Genomic DNA, 21,269 nt, shown 5'->3' with positions numbered 1-21,269 from the left:
GTTATTGAACCTGAGTTTGATATAAGGTTTTTTCTCCAAAAATACTTAATTCTAGCACATACTATTAAAAATTTAGCGTAAGACGGAAGCAGTTTTTTGTGCTATAAGCGCAAAAAGAAGCTTACGTCAAACTCAGGTTATTTATCTCATTTTTCATCAGTACAAGCTTGCCGCACTTCCGCAAGACTCAAGCGTTTATCTAACCTTCTGGATATGTAAATAATCCAGATAATCCTCAAGCTTTTCCTCGTCAGACAGCAAGGATTTAATATGCACAAACTCCTCAAAATCAATCACGGCAAATTTTGTTTTCCCTTGATCACGAATAATTTGTATATTTTCAAACATGGCTACCTCCTGCAATACGCTTGTTTGCGATGTAACACATCTATGATGTCAATGATTTTTAAACTATCTTCACGCTCAAACAATACCCAATAATTTCCCATTTCGTCAATTTTGTGAATAATGGCAATATATTTGGGTAGAACAGTTTTGTCTTGTTCATAGAGCATTTTACCCATTAAACGCTTACGCTCTTTTAGGTTAGGTGGGACACACTCGAATAAAAAATCACCTGCGTAACATCAGCTTATAATTCCAACAACAAACGCATCGGATCTTCCAGTGATTGTTTGATTGCCACTAATCCTTGCACTGCGTCACGCCCATCAATAATACGATGATCGTAAGACAGCGCAATATACATCACCGGGCGAATGACTACTTCACCATTTTCCGCCACCGGACGTTCAACAATATTATGCATACCCAAAATTGCACTTTGCGGGGGATTTAGTATTGGTGTGGAGAGCATGGAGCCAAATATGCCGCCGTTGGTAATAGAAAAAGTCCCCCCTTCAAGATCGGTCATTTTCAGACGGTTTTCTTTGGCTTTTTGCCCATAGGCGCGAATATTTTTTTCAATCTGTGCAAAAGATAACTGATCCGCATCACGTAATACCGGTACTACCAAACCACGTTGGGTACTGACGGCTATGCCGATATCATAAAAACCGTGATAAATAATTTCATCGTTAGTGCTGGATGCATTGAGCACGGGATATTTTTGCAAGGCGACGATGGCAGCTTTGACAAAAAACGACATAAAACCCAGACGCACATTATACGCTTTTTCAAAAGCTGGCTGGTGTTGTTTACGCAAGTCCATGATCGGTTGCATGTTGACTTCATTAAACGTGGTCAAAATCGCATGATTTTGTTGCGCTTCCAGCAAACGCTCAGAAACCCGACTGCGCAGGCGATTCATCGGCACTCGTTCTTGCTCACGTCCAAAAGGATCAGCTGGAATTTGAATACGTGGTTTTGTATGGGTTGTTTGCGGCGCTGGCTTCGGTGTTACAGGTGTCACAGGTGCTGGTGTCTGCTTTTCTTGTTGCTGTTGATAATTTAAGACGTCCTCACGCCGCACCCGATCCCCATGATGCGGTACTTGTTCAGGCGTAATACCCAATTCAGTGGTCATGCGGCGCACGGCAGGGCCGGTTTTAGGGGCCATTGCAAGATTAACTTCAATATTTTCAGGGATATCAATCTGAATTTCTGGCATGGGAGGCACTTGAATGGGAATTTCCCGACTGCTCATTTCCTCACTGGAAACAAATAAATCTCCCAGCACGTCATGACTACTGACAACATCGCCTTCAGTTTGATAAATTTTGCGTAATTGTCCGTTATAAGGTGCAACAATTTCCAGTACCATGCCATCGGTTTCAATTTCCACCAGATGATCGCCGGATTTCACCCAACTGCCTGGTTTTTTATACCAGGGTAACATAACAGCCTGAGTAATATTTTCAGCCAGCGCGGGGACTTTAATTTCAATTTTTTCCGGGCTATCAGTCGTATCTGATGTGTCTTTAGCCGTTGTCTTGTCTTGTTCCACTTCAGTGGCTTCCGGCATATCAACAGGCACAGCCTCTGTGGGCGGTGCCTGGGCAATAATCTCTGCCAGCACCTCTTCACTACCCACCACCGTATCTTTAGGTTTCAGGATTTTGTTTAAACGCCCGGTTTGTGGCGCTACCACTTCCAGTACAATTTTATCGGTTTCCAGATCAACCAGTTTTTCATCGGCTTTGACCCAGTCTCCCGGTTGCTTCACCCATTCCATCACCACCGCTTCTGTCAGTGACTCTGCTAATGGTGGCACTTTAACCTGAACCATATGCCTGCTCCTTTGCTCATAAATACGATAGATTTTGACATCATACTGGAAGTCAACTCAGGAAAACAGCAGCGAAGGGAAATGGTGGAATATGCTGTGCTATTCCACCCTACCTCTCATTCTTGCGCAAAGTATTCGCTTAACTGCTCAATCAACTCCAGCTCCGGGCGATCCTGAAATATGCCATAGTCAGCGCCCAAATCAGGTCGCATACCGCGCAGGAATAGATAATACACCCCGCCAAAATGGGTATCATAATGATAATCAGCAATACGCTGTTGCAGATAGCGGTGCAGGGCAACCGTATAAATATGGTATTGCAATAAATAATGTTTTTCCTGCATGGCTGCAAGTAAGCGATCCTGGTGATAATCCGCAATATCTTCACCCAGCCTGTTGGATTTGTAATCCACCAGATAAAACCGCCCCTGCCACTCAAATACCAGATCAATAAACCCCATCATAAAACCTTCCAGCGGCGGAAATTCTGGCGGCATGGCAAAAGTTTTTGACCAGTGTTGTTGCCAGACAGGATGGAGGATATGATATAAGCTCCGGGTATTAATTTTTGCCAGTGGAAAATAAAATTCCAATTCATTCAAACGCTGTTGGTTATTTAATTGCGCTAATGTTAATGGCGTTTCCCCGCTGTTTTCTGCTGTGTTTTCAGCTTGCTCCAGTGGTGTATTTAAGATGGCATCAAGCCACTGATATAAGGCGGCTTCCAGTTCTTCAGCAAAGCCATAAGCTTGTAGTAGGTGCAAAAACAAACCGGGGTCATTATCTGCCTGCCAGCGGTTAAAATTTAAGTGCTCCAGCAGTTCGTGCAAAAAATTTCCGGCATTAGCACCTGCTGGAAATAAGAAAGCCGGATGTGGGCTGTTAGCACATCCTGTTTCTTCTACAAGGCTGAGACTACCGTCAACCTGCTTTGTTTCGCCTGTGGCAATGCCGCTGCTTGTTTCTCCGGTGCGTTGCAGGCGCTCATCAACCTGATATTCACTATTATCCTGGGCATTGTTCTGCTGGGTATGGCCTTCTGCTACCACCAGGGCCGTAAAACTGGCAAATGACCAGGGCAGTGGTATTTTCCCCGAAAACGGGCGTGCTTCCAGTACTGGCTGCTGTTCTAAATTAACCGGATAATAACTGGCTGCCTGGACATTGGCTTGCGGTAGATCGTTTACCTGAATACAGCCTTGGGAATTTGCTGCCAACCTGTCTAAGTCCTGGCGCAGCTCAGTATCCGGGGTCTGAATAATATTAGCGTCACTGCCATGCAGCAAATGTCCCAAAGCAGAGGTCTGAGCATCCTTAAACGCGCCCCAAACCAGATAACAATGGTGCTTGGCGCGGGTGATGGCAACATAAAGCAGGCGCAAATTTTCTGCCTGTTCTTCATGTTCGGCCTGATTTTGATGTGCTTGCAAATCTTCCGAGCCTAAATCCAGCATCCGTTGTGCATTATCTCTGTCATGAAACACGCAGATTTCATCTTTACCCGCCCGCAACAGCCCATCCCAGGCAAACGGTACAAATACGACAGGATATTCCAGCCCCTTACTTTTATGAATTGTCACCAGCTTCACTGCTGCCGCATCACTTTCCAGCCGCAATTGATAGACATCATCATCAGGGCGTTGCTGGCTTTGTTGTGTCAGCCATTGATAAAGCTGATGCATACCGCGCTGCGGCTGCGTTGAAGCTTGTTGCAGCACCTCGCTTAAATGCAGTAAATTGGTCAGGCGGCGCTCACCATCGGGATATTGCAACAAACGCTCGGCGATGTGTTGTTGCTGTAACAGGTTGCGGAACATCTGGATAAAACCATGCTGATGCCAACGCTCATGCCAGTGCTGAAACGAAAACAACCACCGCTCCCACACGGCTTCCTGATCCGCCAAAGCCTCCAGAGCGTTCCCATCCACGCCTAACAAATCAGTGGCTAAGGCCGTGCGCAAACGTCGTTCATGCCAGGGTTCCAGTATCGCCGCCATTAAATGCAGCATTTCAACCACTTCATGACTGGCAAACAGACTTTCCCGACTGTATAAGACACTGGGAATGCGGTGCTGCTGCAACGCTGCCTGCATTTCTATTGCCTGCTGATTACTACGCACCAGCACGGCAATGTCCCCCGCCATCACCGCTTCCTCCGCACCATTATCGGATTCATTCAGTAAACGCAGGATTTCCCCCGCCACCCGTTCCGGTAAAAAACGTTTGGCCCATTTTTTATCAATCGGTTTTTTATCTTTTTGTCGGGCTGCCACACGTTCTGTAAACCACAGCGTCATTGCCGCAGACGGCTTTTTGGTAATAGATTTTTTCGAGGCAGACTGTGGCGCATTCACCGGGCGAAACTGGATTTCCTCCAGTAAGAATGGATTTTCCCTGCCAAATAATTGATTAACCGCCGCAATCAACGCAGCTTTAGAACGCCAATTGGTATCCAGTGTATAACGCTGATGCGCATCATTGGCTGCGCTTAAATAAGTAAAAATATCCGCGCCACGAAAACTGTAAATCGCCTGCTTGGGATCACCGATTAAAAACAGACTGTGTGCCTGTTGCGCATCTGCCGGAAATAAATGCTGAAAAATGGCATATTGCAACGGGTCAGTATCCTGGAACTCATCGATCAAAGCCGCCGCATACTGCTTGCGTATTGCCTCCGCCAAGGCTGCACCATGCTCACCAACTAATGCAAAATACAAATTTTGCAGCAAATCATCAAAACTTTGCTGGTGCAACACATGTTTACGTTTTTTAAACTCAGCTTCCGCATAATCAAATAACTGATGCTTTAACCACAACTCACGCTGAGTATACGCTTCCAGCAAGGCCTCGCGGGTTTCCAGCACACTATCGCATAAATCAAAAAATACGTGCTCCGGTGTTTGCCCATTTTTTTTAGTACCTTCCTGAAGTTTGTTATTCGTAAACTGGGCAAATTTTTCAAAAACCTGTATGGGTGGATGCGCTAAAGCGCATAATTGCTGCATTGCCACCTGCCAGTTTTGCAGGGAGGTTATCCGATATTTATTACGACTGAGATCCGGGTGCTGTAATAACAGCTTCATGACCTGAACTTCCACCACTGGCCAACTCTGGCGCATCTCTTCAAAAGCCGTGATATAGGCCTGTAATAAATCTGCTTCTGCATCTTTATCCAGCAGCTCGGTCGATGATTCAGTGTTTAATTCAGGAATGCGTTTTAAGAACGCCTGCCCGAGCTTGCCCCGCAAAAATTTTGTCAGCTTTTCCGGGCCGTAACCCCGACCCATCAAATAATCAAGAAACTGTGGATCAGTATCAGGATAAAAATGAATACGCCAGAAATCCAGCACGATTTCTTCCAGCAAATCACTTTGATCTTTAAGTAATTCCGTGCCAAACAGAATGCCGCTTTCAAAGGCATTTTCCAGCAACATGCGCTGACAAAAGCCATGAATGGTATAAATCGCGGCTTCATCAAAATGATGCAGGGCTTTTTCCAGGCGTTTGCGACACAGTGCGGTATTCTTTTGCTGCGCCAGAATCGCAGATAAGGTCTCATCCGGTTTGACAGCGATACTCTCGCTGCCATAAAAATCTGCATTTAAATGTGCCAGTGCTTCAACAATTTTATGCCGCACCCGGTCACGCAATTCGGCAGTGGCGCTTTCGGTAAAAGTCACCACCAGTATCTGCTGAATGTCCAGATGCTGTTCCAGCAATAAACGTAGCACCAGGGTGGCGATGGTATAAGTCTTACCGGTGCCTGCGCTGGCTTCAATCAGATTAATGCCATTGAGCTGGCTGTAAACGGGATCAAAAGTTTGCATAATCAGTCATGAATATTGACCTGATACCAAGTCCATATCAATGTTTCATTGTTATCTTTTCCATAACCCATAAATACATCCACAGATAAGTTTTCATCAATACTGGATAAATCCAGATTATTTAAATCGAATCCGCTCACATTGGATAAGTCTTCACTGAAATCCAGGCTTTCATGTAAGACTCTTTTATGAAAAAACATCTGACCGGCTAAATCATCATCAATATAACTGAGTTGATAAGCTGATGGACATCCAGCTTCCCTTTGGCAAGTGGCGATATTTTTAACCCCTAAAAAGCGATCACCTAGCTTGATAACAAAAAGTATGGGTAAGGATTCCTGGGCATCATCTGTATCAGGGACATACATGGGCTGTATTAAATCAACCTTGTTTTTAGGAAAGTTAAATACTGTATCGGGTCTGCCTGGGTCATACATTTTTTGTGGTTGGATAGCAACCACAATATTTAATTGTATAAGCTCTGGCGGGGTGTTTTCATCTTCCAGAATAATTTGCGTACTTCCCACTTGTTTGCCAATCAGGCTTAGAATATCACCACCATCATAGTCTTTAGTTTCCAGTATGTCCGGATCAGATGGCTGGTGTATCAAGCGTTTACCTGTACCACCATTGAATATAAGTGAGCGCAGTTGGCCCGGATACATCGTAATTTCAGTTTCTTCAGTTTCAATTTCCGGACGCAGTTCATTTGGCAGAACATGAAAAATCAGTGTATCATCAATGACTTTCATTCCGGTGCTGGGATTACTCAGGAAAAACCGGAAATACTCGCTTTCTTCTGCTTCTCCATCATCAATAATCTGAATTTGTACAGATTTTTCTTGTTCTCCCGCAGCAAATAGTAATGTTGCCGTGTATTCTTCATCTTCTGTTTGCGATAAAAAATCATCGCCTTCATCAGCAGTAGCTGGAGTAAAGTAATAATCAATACTTGCCGAGCCTGTCAGGTCACCTTCACGCTGTACACTTAAGCTAAATAGGCCCCCTTCGTTATTAACGTCAAAAACGCCCATATTGCCATGAAAACTTAAATCACGCATTAGGGTGTTCTCTGTTAAAGCTGCAATATGAAAATTGCCTGCAATTTGTGCCAGAGAGGGGGTGGTTGCATTGACTTCGCTGCTACTTGCGCTGATGATAGTATTGCGCTGAGGCTCATTAGGCAGGGTATAGGTTTCAAGTACAAAATAATAGCTTGTTTCTGGCAGCAGGTTGTTGATTGTGTGAGTCGTCTGGCGTTTATTAGTCACGCTGCCACCATTAAGCAGATAAGGGCCACCCGGTTCGGTTGCATATTGAATACGATAAAAGCCATCATAAGGCGCGTAGCTATTAGGTGCTGTCCAGCTCAGTGTAACACTACTACCCGTAACACCCAATACGCTTATATCGCTTGGTGCGATGGCCTGCATGGATAACCATGTTGTACTTTTCTGTGTGATAAAATCCTGTAATTGCGGATCAGTGGTGAATAAAGCATTACGCGCAATATTAAAGCCAGTCTCAGCTTCCAGTGCGGTAAGCTGCATCAATTCAACGGGCAAGATCCCGGTTAATTGATTATTTGCCAGATATAAGCGTTCCAGTTTGCTTAACTGTGAGAATGTCTGGGGAATTGTGCCTGTAAAATGATTATCGGATAAATTAAGCCATAATAAATCCTGCATACTAGACCATTGCTCGGGTAAAGGCCCTGTAAAGTCATTGCTTTGTAAATAGATTTTTTTCAGTTTGGTCATTTGGCTATATTCAGGGGGCAGGATTCCGGTTAACTGATTTTTCTTAATATATAAATCGGTTAAATTGGATAACTTGGCCAACTCTATCGGCAGTGTACCAACCAATAAATTATGATCGAGATCCAGACGTGTCAGGCTGGATAAGTTACCCAGTTCAGGTGGAATCTCTCCGGACAGTTGATTCACTTCTAGATCCAGCCATTGCAGCTTGTTCAGTTGACCTAATTCAGCAGGAATTTCCCCCGTTAAACGGTTGTTAAATAATAATAAAAACTCAAGGTTTTCCAGTAGTGCCAGTTCTCTGGGGATACTTCCTGTTAATAAATTATCATATAAAGCTAAGGTTTTTAATGTCTGAATTTGTGCGAGTTCTTTGGGAATTTCCCCATGAAACAGATTGTTATTTAAGCGTAAATACCGCAATTTGGGTAATGTGCTTAATTCTGGAGGAATTAAACCTGTTAATTGGTTGTCTGATACATACAATGACAGTAACTGACTCAAGTCGGTCAATTGAAGGGGAAATTCACCTTCAAATTGGTTTCCACTCAGATATAAGCCGGATAATGCTGATAAAGTACCTAATTCTGGTGGAATGGTACCGGTAATACGGTTTTCCGACAATGATAGATAACTTAATTGCGGCAACATCGCCAAATCCGGGGTTAAAATACCCGTTAAGTTATTAGCTTCCAACTCAATACTGATGACATGACCGTCTTCCACTTCCAGGCCATACCAATTTGAACAAGCTTCTGTCGTGTTCCAGTTATCCTGTTTCAGCCACTGCTCACCATTGCTACTGTGATAAAAGGACAGTAATGCTTCACATTCCTGGGTTGCTATGCCCGTCAAATTTGTATTTTGACAGTTGCTTTGCGCATGACTTGCCGTCATAAAACATACGAAAATAAGGCCAAAAAAATACCTTAAGTAATTATCCATAATAAACGCCCTAAATAGGTGGGAAGTCAGCATAATTGCTTATACTGTAAAGAGTTGACTGATATAATGCCACAGCTTGAGAAGCTTGCTGCTGAAGTACATTATATTAGCTATAAGTAGGTAGTGTATTAACATTTATTCTGTGTAAAGCTTCATGAATTCAAGAACGGAATGTTATAGTAATTATGCTTGGGTACTTAGATTTTCAGATCTTAAATTTCCAAATTGAGGGCTGGTAATATGTCTGGGACAATTGGTGTCGGGAAATTATTTACCTGAAAATCTATATTTCAGCTAAGTTAGTAGCTCATTAAATGCTAAATTTTGTCTATGTAAAGCACTTATGTCAAATATGATTTTCCCCCAACTACTTGTGATTGCTTGTGGCGGCGCGCTGGGAGCGGTTACCCGCTTTTGGGTGTCAACCAGTATCTATCACTGGCTGGGCCGTGGTTTTCCCTATGGTACTTTGGCTGTGAATATCATCGGTTCTTTTTTGATGGGATTTCTCGCGGTTTATTTAGTTGAACGGCTTGGCCCCGAATTCAGCCCACAATGGCGCGCTGCTATTCTGATTGGCTTTTTAGGCAGTTTCACCACTTTTTCCACCTTTTCCCTGGAAACCCTGCATTTACTACTGGATGATGACTATTTACGGGCTTTTTTAAATATATTGTTAAGTTTAGTCACATGTATTGGTGCAGCAGGCGTGGGATTTTGGTTTGCCAGACAACTATGAATGTACGGGTGTTACATAAATTTTGGGGTAATTTTTTTAATGTTTATACAGATACTCTGCATCCTGTATCGGATAAATACTGTTCCATTGCTGACAACTAGGACAATACCAGTAGAGTGTTTTGCTGCTGAAACCACATTCACGACAGTGGTATAAGGGACGTTTTTCCAGCAGGATATGGGTGATTTTTTGCAGCAATAACAAACCGTCATGTAAATGCCCTTTGGCATCGGGTAGCGCAAACTGAATTAAATCAGCCACCCCCTGTAATGAGGGTGTCGTATTAATATGTTGATGTATCAGCTCTAATGTTGCTTGTTTACCTTCCCTGCGCAGTGTGATTTGTGCTAACAGGTGTAAAGTATCGGTACCCGCATAACGTTCGAGTATTGCCTGTAAATATTGAATAAATTGCTCAGTCTTTTCTATTTCACAAAAACATTGTTGCAGTGGCTGTAAAATTTCTGATAAAAATCTTGAATTTTGTTGCTCAACCCGTTGTAAGGCACTAATAGCCGCAGGAAACTGTCGCATTTCCAAATAAATCCGACCTTCAAGCAAACTGGCGCGAACACATTGCTTATCCCTGTCTAAAGCCTGTTGAATATGGCTTAATGCCGTTTCCTGTGCTTGTTTTTGGTAGGCTTGTTGCGCCAGTTCACAATAATATTGCGCAATAACCGCATCCAGTTTGATAGTTTCATCACGGGAAAAGGCTTTGGCGGTATCAATCGCTTGCTGCCAGTCTTGTTCCTGCTGATAAATTTGCAGCAGTTGGCGATAAGCGATTGCGCGATATTGCTGATTTTTAACCAGTTTCCAGAATAAGGCTTCAGCGCGGTCTAACAAACCCGCGCTGAAGTAGTCATGCGCCAGTTCTAATATTGCCAGCGCATGTTGCGAAGGATGAAGGTTATTACGTTCCATCAGATTCTGATGGATGCGAGTGGCACGATCAATTTCGCCACGGCGGCGAAACAATACACCTAAAGCCAGATGGGTTTCTACTGTATCGTTATTGACTTCCAGCAAGCGGATAAAGACTTCAATGGCCTTATCATGTTGTTCATCAAACAGATAACTGAGACCTTGCAGATAGTCAGGATAAGGTAAATACTCCCTGACGGATTGCTTTTTCGTATAATGCCGCTGAGCCAGCAGCCACCCTGATAAAGCAGCTACTGGCAGTAACAGCCAGAGCAACAGGGAAAAATCCATAAATCAGTGCTTGGCAATATCAGGCTGTTGTGTGCTGAGGCGCTCGATTTCGCGACTTGCCTGCTGATAATTTTTGCGCAGACGGCGATTTTGATAACGCAGTTTTAAGACCCAGGCAGCAGAAAATAAGATCCCTAAAAGACAACCGATTAATAAGCTCACCAGCAATAACACCGCCAAGCGCACTTGCATGGTATCGATAATATAATTCAGCGTCACTGGGTGGGGATTATAGACCGTAAAAATAACCCCTGACAGAAATATCAATAAGAAAAACAGCCAAGTCAGGATTCTGGGCATTGTGTATTCCTTTTAAAAAATGTCCTGTCAGGTCGTTGTATGCAAGTGGTGTTATTTTGCAGCGGCTGCCGCATTAACACGGTCACGTAATTCTTTACCGGGTTTGAAATGTGGGACATATTTAGCAGGTAAGGAAACCGGATCACCCGTTTTTGGGTTGCGCCCCGTCCGTGGTGGACGATAGTGCAGGGAAAAGCTGCCAAAACCACGAATTTCTATTCGTTCTCCAGATTCCAGTGCATCCGACATGTGTTCCAGTAACATCTTTACGGAAGAGTCGATATCTTTATAAGTTAACTGGACTTGTTTAGCAGCAAGGGTTTCAATCAATTCAGACTTCGTCATTAAAGTATCCTAAAATGAAACCGGGCTTTATTGATGTAAGCTAACTCCCAGCGAAAAACCTTCCCATTTCACTGGCCTTTTTATCCGGCATCGGCCTTATGAAAACCATTACATAGCTATGCGCAGGTTTTCATGCCTTGATGCCGAACAAAAATCCTGCACAACCTGAGCAGGTTATTTCTTGTGAGTTAGCTAAAAAACTATCAATAAAGCCCAGGGAGCTATAACTGATCTAACAACAAAAAGCGTTTATTTGCTCATTTGTTCTTTGATCAAATCACCAAGTGTTGCCGCAGTGCTGGTTGCACTTTGACCATAATCCTGAATCGCTGCGCTTTCTTCGTCGCTATCCTTGGCTTTAATCGATAAAGAAATACTACGTTTTTTACGATCTACACCAATAAATTTCGCTTCAATTTCTTCACCTTCTTTCAAAATGCTGCGCGCATCTTCGATACGCTCGCGAGAAAGCTCAGAAACACGCAGATAGCCTTCAACGCTGTCTGCCAACTTGATAACGCCACCCTTAGCATCCGCTTCGGTTACAACACCTTTCACCAGGCTGCCTTTAGGATGTGCATCCAGGTAGCTCATGAAAGGATCTTGATCCAGTTGCTTAATGCCTAAGGAGATACGTTCACGTTCTGCATCAACTGCCAACACAACCGCTTCGACTTCATCGCCGCGTTTGTAATTGCGTACGGCTTCTTCACCCGGTACATTCCAGGAAATATCAGATAAGTGAACCAGACCATCAATACCACCGTCCAGACCGATAAAGATACCGAAGTCAGTAATGGATTTGATGTTACCGGAAACGCGATCACTCTTGTTATGGGTCGCAGCAAACTCGTCCCAAGGATTCGGATGACATTGTTTGATACCTAAGGAAATACGACGACGTTCTTCGTCAATATCCAGTACCATCACTTCAACTTCATCACCAACCTGAACCAGTTTGGAAGGATGAACATTTTTGTTAGTCCAATCCATTTCAGAAACGTGAACCAAACCTTCTACGCCTTCTTCGATTTCCACGAAGCAGCCATAATCAGCCAGGTTAGTAACCACACCTTTGAGGCGTGCACTTTCTGGGTAGCGACGTGCGATATCCAACCAAGGATCTTCGCCCATTTGTTTCAGACCTAAAGAAACACGGGTACGTTCACGATCAAACTTCAATACTTTAACTTTGATGTCATCGCCAACCTGAACCACTTCGCTGGGGTGTTTAACCCGACGCCATGCCATATCAGTGATATGCAGCAGGCCATCGACACCGCCGAGGTCAACAAAGGCACCGTAATCGGTCAGGTTTTTCACCACACCTTTGAGGATCATGCCTTCTTGCATACTTTCCAGCAGCGCTTCGCGTTCTTCGTTATTTTCTTGTTCAACCACAGCGCGACGGGAAACAACCACGTTGTTACGACGCTGATCGAGTTTAATAACTTTAAATTCCAGTGGTTTGCCTTCCAGATAAGTGGTATCGCGTACAGGACGCACATCCACCAGAGAACCAGGAAGGAAGGCCCGGATTTCTTTCATATTTACAGTGAAACCACCTTTCACCTTATCAGTAATAATACCGGTGACGGTTTCTTCATCTTCAAATGCTTTTTCCAGTACCGCCCAGGCCGCTGCACGTTTCGCTTTTTCTCGCGACAGACGGGTTTCACCAGAGCCATCTTCAACGGCATCTAATGCCACATCAACAGCATCACCTACGGTTACTTCGACTTCACCCATTTCATTTTTGAACTGGGTAATCGGGATCATGCCTTCGGATTTTAAGCCGGCGTTGACAATCACCATATCCGAACGGATATCAACAACAGTACCAGAAACAATACTGCCAGGTTTCATATTCATGTTAACCTGGCTTTGTTCAAACATTTCAGCAAAGCTTTCGCTCATTCCACTATTACCTAGATCTAACGATTATCCAATATTTTTAAGCCGGGATAGCGTAAAGATCGTCTCAGTTATATAAAAAATTTCTAACAAAATTTTTTATGAGTAAAAATAATGTTTTTTAGATACTTATAAAAATAAGCTTAATTATTTAATCATCTAAAAAACCCAAAATTAAAATTTCTCCCTAAGGAGAAATTTTAAACCAGTGATTCAAAATTGTTTGAATCATGGTTTTAATATCCAATGCGCCGGTATCAATCTGCAAAGCATCATCAGCGGGTTTCAATGGCGCAGTCGCACGCGAGCTGTCCCTTTCATCCCGTTCTGCCAGTGCTTGAATAAGGGCCGCTAGACTAACATTGTTTCCTTTCTCTTTCAACTGTTTATATCGTCTTTTTGCGCGTACTTCAGGACTGGCGGTGAGAAAAATTTTTAAGTGAGCATCGGGAAACACCACCGTACCCATATCCCGCCCGTCTGCAACCAGACCGGGATTGACTCGAAACTTATGCTGGCGATGCAGTAAAGCTTCCCGCACCGCAGGAAAAACCGCAACCTGAGAGGCACGTTGCCCACCCGCATCACTGCGCACCTGTGCATCGACATTATCGCCATCCAGCCAAATCGTCAAACCCTGATGATTGGCATTAGGCATAAATTCCACATTCAGATTTTCTGCTAATTGCGCGAGTTTGCTCTCATCATCCAATGCCACCTGATGATGCACGGCAGCTTGCCCCAGCACCCGATACAATGCGCCGCTGTCTAAAATATGCCAGCCTAAATGTTCAGCCACGGCTTGTGCTGCGGTGCCTTTACCCACACCGCCGGGGCCGTCTATGGTGATTACCGGAATACTCATGAGATTTGTATACCCAATCCGGCTGTTTTTGCCAGTGTGACAAAATCAGGAAAAGAGGTGGCGACATTGGCACAATCTAAAATTTTAATCGGGGCTTTGGCACGCAATGCCGCCATTGCAAAAGACATGGCAATGCGGTGATCGCCGTGACTGTTAACCGTGCCACCCTGCAATTGACCACCCTGAATAATAATGCCATCATCCGTTACTTGGCAGTCTATACCCAGTACCGTCAAACCGTCAGCCATCACCGCAATGCGGTCACTTTCTTTCACCCGCAACTCTTCCGCACCGGTTAATACTGTTTCACCTTCCGCGCAGGCAGCGGCGATAAATATGGCGGGAAACTCATCAATTGCCAGCGGTACTTGTGCTTCCGGGATTTGAATGCCACGTAATTGACTGGCGCGCACTTGAATATCAGCCACCGGTTCGCCACCCACTTCACGTTCATTATGCAGGCTGATGTCAGCCCCCATCAGACGTAAAATTTCAATTACGCCAGTGCGGGTAGGATTGATACCGACGTGTTCAAGAGACACATCAGAGCCGGAAGCAATAGCAGCGCCCACCATAAAAAAAGTGGCTGAAGAAATATCGGCAGGCACGTCAATATCCATGCCGGATAAACGTCCACCGCCTTGCAGGCAAACCCGACTGCCTTCACGCTGGACTTGATAACCAAAACCCTGCAACATGCGCTCAGTATGATCGCGGGTGGGTGCGGGTTCCGTGACGCAGGTTTCCCCTTTGGCGTACAAACCCGCCAGCAAGACGCAGGATTTCACCTGGGCACTGGCCATAGGCAGGGTATAAGCGATGCTGTTGAGTTGGCTACCTGTCTGAATGCACAACGGTGGTGTACCTTTTTCCGTGCTGTCAATGGTTGCGCCCATCAATGCCAAAGGATCGGTCACGCGGCGCATGGGGCGGGTGGATAATGACTTATCCCCGGTTAAAGTCACCGCAAAATCCTGTCCTGCCAGCAAACCTGATAACAAACGCATGGAGGTGCCGGAGTTGCCCAGGTCCAGCGCCGTATCCGGTGCTTGCAGACCATGCATCCCCACGCCCTGTACCGTTACCTTGCCATCTTTGGGATCGCTGATGTTCACGCCCATTGTGCGAAACGCCGCCAGGGTTGCCAGCGTATCCTCGCCTTCCAGAAAACCGGTAATATTGCTTTCGCCTTCAGCAATCGCGCTTAACATAATGGCGCGATGGGAAATGGATTTATCACCTGCCACACGCAGTTGACCGTTTAAATGACCACCAGGCATCAGTTCAAACTGGACGGGGTTGCTATCATTGCTCATGAGTATATCTATTTAATAGTAAAGGGGCGCAAATTATAGTCTGGAACAACTATATGGGCAATTACAGAATCCGTCTATAACGGATTCTGTCAATATTTTTTACTTGGTTTTCCAAAAAAACAGACCGTTGCTGGTGTGCAGTTTTTGCTGTATGTTGATTGAAACACGCTAACATCGGGAGTTTCTTATGAACATTGAATTGTTACAAACAATACTGGGTTGGTGCGCGATACTGAATATTGCGATTTTGTTGTGGTGGTTTTTGTTTATCGTCTTTGCCCGTGATTGGGTTTATCGGATGCACAGCCGCTGGTTCACCTTATCCCAGGAACAATTTAACACCATCCATTATGCCGGTATCGCCTTGTTTAAGATTCTGGTACTGATTTTTAATGTTATGCCTTATCTGGTATTACGCTTTTTGATTTAAGCATAGCAATAAAAACAAAGAAAGGAGGACACCAGGAGCCTGACAGGCTCCTAGACCCTCCTTTCTATTACGGTGAAAAATAAAGTGCTTATGCGGCTTTATTTTCAATCACTGGATGCGCTTCCTCGGTATGAATCGCAATTTTACGCGGTTTCATGGCTTCAGGAATTTCGCGTACTAAATTAATATGCAACAAGCCATCTTTTAACTGAGCGCCTTCAATGCGGATGTGTTCCGCTAATTGATAACGACGTTCAAAGGCACGGGTTGCAATACCTTGATACAGGAATTCTGGTACTTCCTTATCTTCGGTTCTTTTACCTGAGATGCGCAATACATGTTCTTTGACTTCCAGTTCCAGTTCTTCTTCAGAAAAACCGGCAACAGCCAAAGTAATGCGATAACGATCTTCGCCGGTCAGCTCGATGTTATAAGGGGGGTAACCACCCACATCAGCGCGACTGGCTTCTTCCAACATGGGAGCCAGGTGATCAAAACCAACGGCGGTACGGAATAAAGGGGTGAAATCAATCATGATCATATCCTCATAAAAAAGCAATATGTAAAAATATTCAGGTGTTCTGTGTGAACCTGTCAGCGTTCAAGAACCACCTGGTATCAGCAGTGTCTCTCTGACCCCTGCCTCTGCTTATAGATATAGATCAACTTATTTGTTTTTTCAAGCAAACCCGTTAAATTTTTTTGATGCCAAATAATGGGCTGTATTTTGATGATTTTTAGACCTTCCCGGTTTTTAAAACCGGGAAGGTCTGTTAATGAAAGAGGTTTCTTAGCGCCCGGATAAAGCCGCGATACGCAAACGCAAAGCATTTAATTTAATAAAGCCTTCCGCGTCTTTCTGGTTATACGCGCCGTCATCATCTTCAAAAGTGGCAATGGCTTCGCTGAACAGACTATTTTCAGCCGATTGGCGACCAATGATAATAATATTGCCCTTATACAATTTCAGGCGCACCTGACCATTGACCACCTGCTGGGTTTCATCAATCAGGGTTTGCAGCGCCTGACGTTCAGGACTCCACCAATAACCGTTATAAACCAACTTGGCATAACGCGCCATTAAATCATCTTTTAGATGCGCGACTTCCCGATCCAGGGTCAGGGATTCCATTGCCCGATGGGCTTTTAACATTACCGTGCCGCCGGGGGTTTCGTAACAACCACGGGATTTCATACCGACATAACGGTTTTCCACCATGTCCAGCCGTCCAACGCCATGCGCGCCAGCAACTTTGTTCAAATACCGCAGCACTTGCGCGGGGGTCATTTTCTCCCCGTCAATCGCAACAATATCTCCCTGCACGTAATCCAGGGTTAATTCCAGCGGGGTATCCGGCGCATTCTGTGGTGATACGCTCCAACGCCACATTTCCTCATCCGGCTCATTCCAGGGATCTTCCAGAATGCCGCCTTCATAAGAAATATGTAGCAGATTGGCATCCATGGAATAGGGCGATTGCTTGCCGCGTTTCATTTCTACCGGAATATTATGTTTTTCCGCATAGGCCAGCAAGTCTTCCCGTGAATTCATATCCCAGATACGCCACGGCGCAATCACTTCAATACCGGGGCTTAAGGCATAAGCGCCCAGTTCAAAGCGTACTTGATCGTTGCCTTTACCAGTTGCACCATGAGAAACGGCATCCGCACCGGTTTCCTTGACGATTTCAACCATACGTTTGGCAATCAAGGGGCGGGCGATGGACGTACCCAGCAGATATTCGCCTTCATAAATCGCATTGGCGCGAAACATGGGATAGACATAATCGCGCACGAATTCTTCGCACAAGTCTTCAATATAAATTTCTTTAACGCCTAAAGCCTCGGCTTTAGCGCGCGCAGGTTCGACTTCTTCACCCTGCCCAATATCGGCGGTAAAGGTGACGATTTCACACTGGTATTGATCTTCCAGCCATTTTAAAATGATTGAGGTATCCAAGCCGCCAGAATAAGCCAGTACCACTTTATTAATATCAGACATAATGGTTTCCGTTACAAACAGGCGTTACGCAAAATAACAGGGTGCGTAACAGCATTTACACATAAAAATGAGGCATTATATCGCTTCCAGTGGTGACTGGGGGAGTATAATTTAATTTGGGTGAGGTATTTGCCATGCTTTGCGCGATGGAAGACAGGGATATTAAAGATGGGTTAATCGGTAAATTCATCTCTGGCAGTTTTTGCGTTGTAAAACAGGGTATTGATTTTTTCGCTGTCACTTTCCCGAATTGCCTGGGTAAGATTGTGTAATTGCTGACCAAAAGCCTCCAGCATATTGACCAATTCTTCACGATTGGAAAGACAGATGTCATGCCACATTTTAGGATCGCTGGAAGCAATACGGGTAAAATCCCGAAAGCCGCCTGCGGCAAAACGAAAAATCTCACGCCGGGTTTCCATATGCGCAAGCATATCAACCAAGGCATAAGCCAGCATGTGTGGTAAGTGGCTGGTGGCAGCCAACACCTCATCATGGTGTTGTACATTCATATCCACCACTTCAGCACCGGTGGTTTCCCACATCTGGCGCACGCTTTCCAGTGCCTGCGTGTCGGTGTCCGGCGTTGGTGTCAGGATTACCCGACGCTGTTGAAACAAACTACTGACAGAGGCGATTACGCCGTGTTGTTCTGAACCCGCAATCGGGTGTCCGGCCACAAAACGGGATTGATGCTTGCCCAGATAGTGTTGCGCATCCTGCAATACGCTGCCTTTGGCGCTGCCAACATCAGTAATAATGGCATTATCAGGCAAAACCGGTGCAATTTTCTGCATGGCGCTGGCCATCGTACCCAAAGGCACCGCCAATACCACCATATCGGCATCTTTAACGGCTTCGACCATATCGGTGCTATAGCGGTCAATCACGCCCAGTTCAACCGCTTTGTTTAAATTATCCAGTTGTCGACCACAGCCCACAACTTCTTCGCAGGCGTTTGCATCACGCAGCGCGCGCGCCAGCGAGCCGCCAATTAAACCAACCCCGATAATACACAAACGTTTGAACAACATGACTATAGCGCGTCCCGAATTGCCTGTTCCAACTCATCCACCAGCGCTTCATTGCTGACCTTGTGGTGAGGCTTTCCATCTAAATACAGCAAATTCGGAGAACCACCCGTTACGCCAACATGTACTTCTTTGGCTTCTCCCGGCCCGTTTACCACGCAGCCAATCACGGCAACATCCAGTGGTTCGACAATATCTTCCAGACGTTCTTCAAGCGCGTTAACGGTTTTGATGACATCAAAGTTCTGTCTTGAACAGGAAGGACAGGCAATCAGATTAATGCCTTTTTTGCGTAAATGCAGGCTTTTTAAGATGTCAAAGCCTACTTTGATTTCTTCCACCGGATCGGCAGCCAGTGACACCCGGATGGTATCGCCAATGCCTTCTGCTAATAACATACCCAGGCCAATGGCGGATTTGACGGAACCGGAGCGCAAACCGCCTGCTTCAGTAATCCCTAAATGCAAAGGCTGCTCAATCTGACCAGCAAGCTGTCGGTAGGCGGCAACGGTCATAAACACATCAGAGGCTTTAAGGCTGATCTTAAAATCAGGAAAATTCAGCCTATCGAGAATATCAATATGGCGCATGGCGGATTCCACCAAAGCTTCGGGCGTTGGTTCACGGTATTTTTTCTGTAAATCCTTTTCCAGCGAGCCAGCATTCACGCCAATGCGAATCGGGATATTTTTATCTTTTGCGCAATCAATCACCGCGCGCACCCGTTCTTCCCGTCCAATATTGCCAGGGTTGATGCGCAAGCAATCAACACCGTATTCCGCGACTTTCAGCGCAATTTTATAATCAAAATGAATATCGGCAACCAGCGGCATATCAATGGCTTTACGAATTTCCGCAAAGGCTTCAGCCGCCGCCATATCGGGAATTGAAACCCGCACAATATCCGCGCCCACTTTTTGCAGCGCCTGAATTTGTCCGACGGTTGCTGCGACATCACAAGTATTGGTATTTGTCATGCTTTGTACACTGATAGGCGCATCGCCACCAACAGCGACATTGCCTACCTGGATTTGCCGGGAAACCCGGCGCGAAATCGGACTGTGTTGCGTCATTATTTATCCTGAATGGGAAGGGGCAAAATAAAAATCACTGCCACCCTATTATTTTGCCCTTAGGGCTTATGCGGTGATTATCCAATCCAGGGACATTGCCCCTGGCTATATAGATTACACCCCGTTGGGGCTGGTTTTGTTATATCAACAGAATTTGCTATAAACAGCAAAACATACGGCTTACTGCGTTAGGGATAAGCTGATTTTGGTGCGACCATCCCCACCTTGATGCGGCGTTAAGTCAATATCTTTGTTCTGCCAGCGTAGTTTTGCATATTTGCCATGACGGACTTTTAAGGTCAGTGGCGGCGTTCCATTGCTAATGACTTTATTATCACCCGCCCTTAAAACGGTCCAAATCAGTTTCTTACCCTTGCTATCAACCAGGCTGACCCAACTATCACCCGTAAAACTTAATTCCATTTTATGCCCATCAATGGCTGCGGGCGTTTCAGTTTCTACGGCTTCCGTTGCTTGTTCACTCTCTGCAATGGCTTCTTCAGCAGCATCTTCAACGGCTTCTGTTTCAGCAGTTTCAAGCGTTGTGGCATCCTCAACAGCGCCTGCTGCGACCGCACTCACCGGGTTGCTGGTTTCGGTTTCCTCAACAACGGGCGGCTCGGAAGCTTCCGATGGCGGTGTAAAGACGGTTGTTTCCGTATTATCGGCTAATGCAGACTGAGCCTCGGATTCAAGCGCATCAGTTGCAGGCGTAATTTGACCGGGGGGTGTAATGGGTGGCAATGCCATTCCAGGCAATACCGCTACAGGTGTTTCTGTAGATTTCTGTGATTTGAAAAAATTATGATTAAACGGATTTTCACCCACATAACGCCAAACCACCAGTAAGATTGTGCCAACAATAATCAGCAGGGTCATGGTTTTATAAAACCAGCCATGACCACCGCTGGTTTTTTTATTTTTTGCAGGGTAACGGTTGTCAGGTACCAAATCCGGTGCAGATGAGCTTGGGTTATTTTTATAATGTTTCACTAACTTGTCAGCAGGCAAGTTCAGCAAACGCGCATAACTGCGTAAATAACCCTGCACAAAAATAGCGGGTGGCAGCACTTTTTCATTTTCCATTTCCAGTGCTTCAATAATACGCGGTTCCAGATACAACTTTTCTGCAACTTCATCAATCGACCAGTGCATGGATTCCCGTGAACGTCTGAGTAAATCACCCAACGAACTCGTTTCATTCAGTTCCAAGTCATGATTGCTTTCCATCGCCGGTTGGCGTGTTGGCTCCATGTCCTGATTCATGGCAATATTGGGAATCTGCTCAGACACTTCAGGTTGCGGACTACCCATAT

18 protein-coding genes are annotated in these 21,269 nt (G+C 45.2%); 2 read left to right on the top strand and 16 right to left on the bottom strand.

Annotated elements, in window-relative coordinates:
- Positions 1–195: 195 nt before the first annotated feature.
- From QUF61_RS00300 to QUF61_RS00280, 5 genes are all read right to left on the bottom strand, one after another.
- Positions 196–348, bottom strand: coding sequence for a hypothetical protein (locus QUF61_RS00300; RefSeq protein ID WP_289679886.1), 153 nt, complete (start codon positions 346–348; stop codon positions 196–198).
- A 2-nt stretch (positions 349–350) separates the two neighbouring features.
- Entirely contained in the window at positions 351–524 is a 174-nt protein-coding gene (locus QUF61_RS00295) for a hypothetical protein (RefSeq protein WP_289679885.1), read from the bottom strand.
- 68 nt (positions 525–592) lie between these two features.
- Positions 593–2,188, bottom strand: coding sequence for a 2-oxoglutarate dehydrogenase complex dihydrolipoyllysine-residue succinyltransferase (odhB, locus tag QUF61_RS00290; RefSeq protein ID WP_289679883.1), 1,596 nt, complete (start codon positions 2,186–2,188; stop codon positions 593–595).
- A gap of 116 nt (positions 2,189–2,304) precedes the next feature.
- On the bottom strand, positions 2,305–6,015 hold the full coding sequence (gene recB, locus QUF61_RS00285) for an exodeoxyribonuclease V subunit beta (protein ID WP_289679882.1): 3,711 nt from the start codon (positions 6,013–6,015) through the stop codon (positions 2,305–2,307).
- Positions 6,016–6,017: 2 nt separating this feature from the next.
- On the bottom strand, positions 6,018–8,672 hold the full coding sequence (locus tag QUF61_RS00280) for a Calx-beta domain-containing protein (RefSeq protein WP_289679881.1): 2,655 nt from the start codon (positions 8,670–8,672) through the stop codon (positions 6,018–6,020).
- 391 nt (positions 8,673–9,063) lie between these two features.
- On the opposite strand from QUF61_RS00280, the gene crcB reads away from it, so the two are divergent.
- Positions 9,064–9,459 carry a fluoride efflux transporter CrcB gene (crcB, locus tag QUF61_RS00275; RefSeq protein WP_289679880.1) on the top strand — a complete coding sequence of 132 codons (396 nt, stop codon included), beginning with the start codon at positions 9,064–9,066 and terminating at the stop codon, positions 9,457–9,459.
- A gap of 36 nt (positions 9,460–9,495) precedes the next feature.
- On the opposite strand, the gene lapB is transcribed toward crcB, so the two are convergent.
- The 6 genes from lapB to aroA all read right to left on the bottom strand — a co-directional run bounded on the left by lapB (position 9,496) and on the right by aroA (position 15,417).
- A complete protein-coding gene (gene lapB / locus QUF61_RS00270) occupies positions 9,496–10,677 on the bottom strand; it encodes a lipopolysaccharide assembly protein LapB (protein ID WP_289679879.1) in 1,182 nt (393 codons plus the stop codon).
- A 3-nt stretch (positions 10,678–10,680) separates the two neighbouring features.
- Positions 10,681–10,977 (bottom strand): lipopolysaccharide assembly protein LapA domain-containing protein, encoded by a 297-nt coding sequence (locus QUF61_RS00265; protein ID WP_103922067.1) that lies wholly within the window; start codon positions 10,975–10,977, stop codon positions 10,681–10,683.
- Positions 10,978–11,028: 51 nt separating this feature from the next.
- The gene (locus tag QUF61_RS00260; protein WP_103922066.1) at positions 11,029–11,322 is read right to left on the bottom strand and encodes an integration host factor subunit beta; all 294 of its coding nucleotides are present in this window, start codon (positions 11,320–11,322) and stop codon (positions 11,029–11,031) included.
- Between the two features lie 249 nt (positions 11,323–11,571).
- A complete protein-coding gene (rpsA, locus tag QUF61_RS00255; RefSeq protein WP_103922065.1) occupies positions 11,572–13,239 on the bottom strand; it encodes a 30S ribosomal protein S1 in 1,668 nt (555 codons plus the stop codon).
- Positions 13,240–13,423: 184 nt separating this feature from the next.
- Positions 13,424–14,101, bottom strand: a complete 678-nt coding sequence (gene cmk, locus QUF61_RS00250) for a (d)CMP kinase (protein ID WP_103922064.1) — start codon at positions 14,099–14,101, stop codon at positions 13,424–13,426.
- Positions 14,098–15,417, bottom strand: a complete 1,320-nt coding sequence (gene aroA, locus QUF61_RS00245; RefSeq protein WP_289679878.1) for a 3-phosphoshikimate 1-carboxyvinyltransferase — start codon at positions 15,415–15,417, stop codon at positions 14,098–14,100. Before aroA ends, cmk begins: the two co-directional genes overlap by 4 nt.
- Before the next feature lie 187 nt (positions 15,418–15,604).
- Between aroA and QUF61_RS00240 the strand changes: the two genes are divergently transcribed.
- Entirely contained in the window at positions 15,605–15,847 is a 243-nt protein-coding gene (locus QUF61_RS00240; RefSeq protein ID WP_103922062.1) for a DUF6868 family protein, read from the top strand.
- Between the two features lie 88 nt (positions 15,848–15,935).
- On the opposite strand, the gene QUF61_RS00235 is transcribed toward QUF61_RS00240, so the two are convergent.
- The 5 genes from QUF61_RS00235 to QUF61_RS00215 form a co-directional block, all read right to left on the bottom strand.
- Positions 15,936–16,382: an Hsp20 family protein gene (locus QUF61_RS00235; RefSeq protein WP_407079415.1), complete on the bottom strand. Its 447-nt coding sequence runs from the start codon at positions 16,380–16,382 to the stop codon at positions 15,936–15,938.
- 255 nt (positions 16,383–16,637) lie between these two features.
- Positions 16,638–17,849, bottom strand: coding sequence for an argininosuccinate synthase (locus QUF61_RS00230; RefSeq protein ID WP_103922061.1), 1,212 nt, complete (start codon positions 17,847–17,849; stop codon positions 16,638–16,640).
- A 173-nt stretch (positions 17,850–18,022) separates the two neighbouring features.
- Positions 18,023–18,883, bottom strand: coding sequence for a prephenate dehydrogenase (locus QUF61_RS00225; protein ID WP_289679877.1), 861 nt, complete (start codon positions 18,881–18,883; stop codon positions 18,023–18,025).
- Between the two features lie 2 nt (positions 18,884–18,885).
- Positions 18,886–19,953: a flavodoxin-dependent (E)-4-hydroxy-3-methylbut-2-enyl-diphosphate synthase gene (ispG, locus tag QUF61_RS00220; RefSeq protein WP_103922060.1), complete on the bottom strand. Its 1,068-nt coding sequence runs from the start codon at positions 19,951–19,953 to the stop codon at positions 18,886–18,888.
- Between the two features lie 180 nt (positions 19,954–20,133).
- On the bottom strand, positions 20,134–21,267 hold the full coding sequence (locus QUF61_RS00215) for a RodZ domain-containing protein (RefSeq protein ID WP_177428649.1): 1,134 nt from the start codon (positions 21,265–21,267) through the stop codon (positions 20,134–20,136).
- Positions 21,268–21,269: the final 2 nt, after the last annotated feature.

The organism is Candidatus Venteria ishoeyi, from assembly GCF_030378065.1.
Classification (GTDB): Bacteria; Pseudomonadota; Gammaproteobacteria; order Beggiatoales; family Beggiatoaceae; genus Venteria; species Venteria ishoeyi.
This window is presented reverse-complemented; position numbering and strand designations above follow the sequence as displayed.

Bases quoted from the DNA above. Each gene is read 5' to 3' on its own strand.
- QUF61_RS00300 (WP_289679886.1), bottom strand. From the start codon at position 348: ATGTTTGAAAATATACAAATTATTCGTGATCAAGGGAAAACAAAATTT.
- QUF61_RS00295 (WP_289679885.1), bottom strand. From the start codon at position 524: ATGGGTAAAATGCTCTATGAACAAGACAAAACTGTTCTACCCAAATAT.
- odhB (WP_289679883.1), bottom strand. From the start codon at position 2,188: ATGGTTCAGGTTAAAGTGCCACCATTAGCAGAGTCACTGACAGAAGCG.
- recB (WP_289679882.1), bottom strand. From the start codon at position 6,015: ATGCAAACTTTTGATCCCGTTTACAGCCAGCTCAATGGCATTAATCTG.
- QUF61_RS00280 (WP_289679881.1), bottom strand. From the start codon at position 8,672: ATGACGGCAAGTCATGCGCAAAGCAACTGTCAAAATACAAATTTGACG.
- crcB (WP_289679880.1), top strand. From the start codon at position 9,064: ATGTCAAATATGATTTTCCCCCAACTACTTGTGATTGCTTGTGGCGGC.
- lapB (WP_289679879.1), bottom strand. From the start codon at position 10,677: ATGGATTTTTCCCTGTTGCTCTGGCTGTTACTGCCAGTAGCTGCTTTA.
- QUF61_RS00265 (WP_103922067.1), bottom strand. From the start codon at position 10,977: ATGCCCAGAATCCTGACTTGGCTGTTTTTCTTATTGATATTTCTGTCA.
- QUF61_RS00260 (WP_103922066.1), bottom strand. From the start codon at position 11,322: ATGACGAAGTCTGAATTGATTGAAACCCTTGCTGCTAAACAAGTCCAG.
- rpsA (WP_103922065.1), bottom strand. From the start codon at position 13,239: ATGAGCGAAAGCTTTGCTGAAATGTTTGAACAAAGCCAGGTTAACATG.
- cmk (WP_103922064.1), bottom strand. From the start codon at position 14,101: ATGAGTATTCCGGTAATCACCATAGACGGCCCCGGCGGTGTGGGTAAA.
- aroA (WP_289679878.1), bottom strand. From the start codon at position 15,417: ATGAGCAATGATAGCAACCCCGTCCAGTTTGAACTGATGCCTGGTGGT.
- QUF61_RS00240 (WP_103922062.1), top strand. From the start codon at position 15,605: ATGAACATTGAATTGTTACAAACAATACTGGGTTGGTGCGCGATACTG.
- QUF61_RS00235 (WP_407079415.1), bottom strand. From the start codon at position 16,382: ATGATTGATTTCACCCCTTTATTCCGTACCGCCGTTGGTTTTGATCAC.
- QUF61_RS00230 (WP_103922061.1), bottom strand. From the start codon at position 17,849: ATGTCTGATATTAATAAAGTGGTACTGGCTTATTCTGGCGGCTTGGAT.
- QUF61_RS00225 (WP_289679877.1), bottom strand. From the start codon at position 18,883: ATGTTGTTCAAACGTTTGTGTATTATCGGGGTTGGTTTAATTGGCGGC.
- ispG (WP_103922060.1), bottom strand. From the start codon at position 19,953: ATGACGCAACACAGTCCGATTTCGCGCCGGGTTTCCCGGCAAATCCAG.
- QUF61_RS00215 (WP_177428649.1), bottom strand. From the start codon at position 21,267: ATGGGTAGTCCGCAACCTGAAGTGTCTGAGCAGATTCCCAATATTGCC.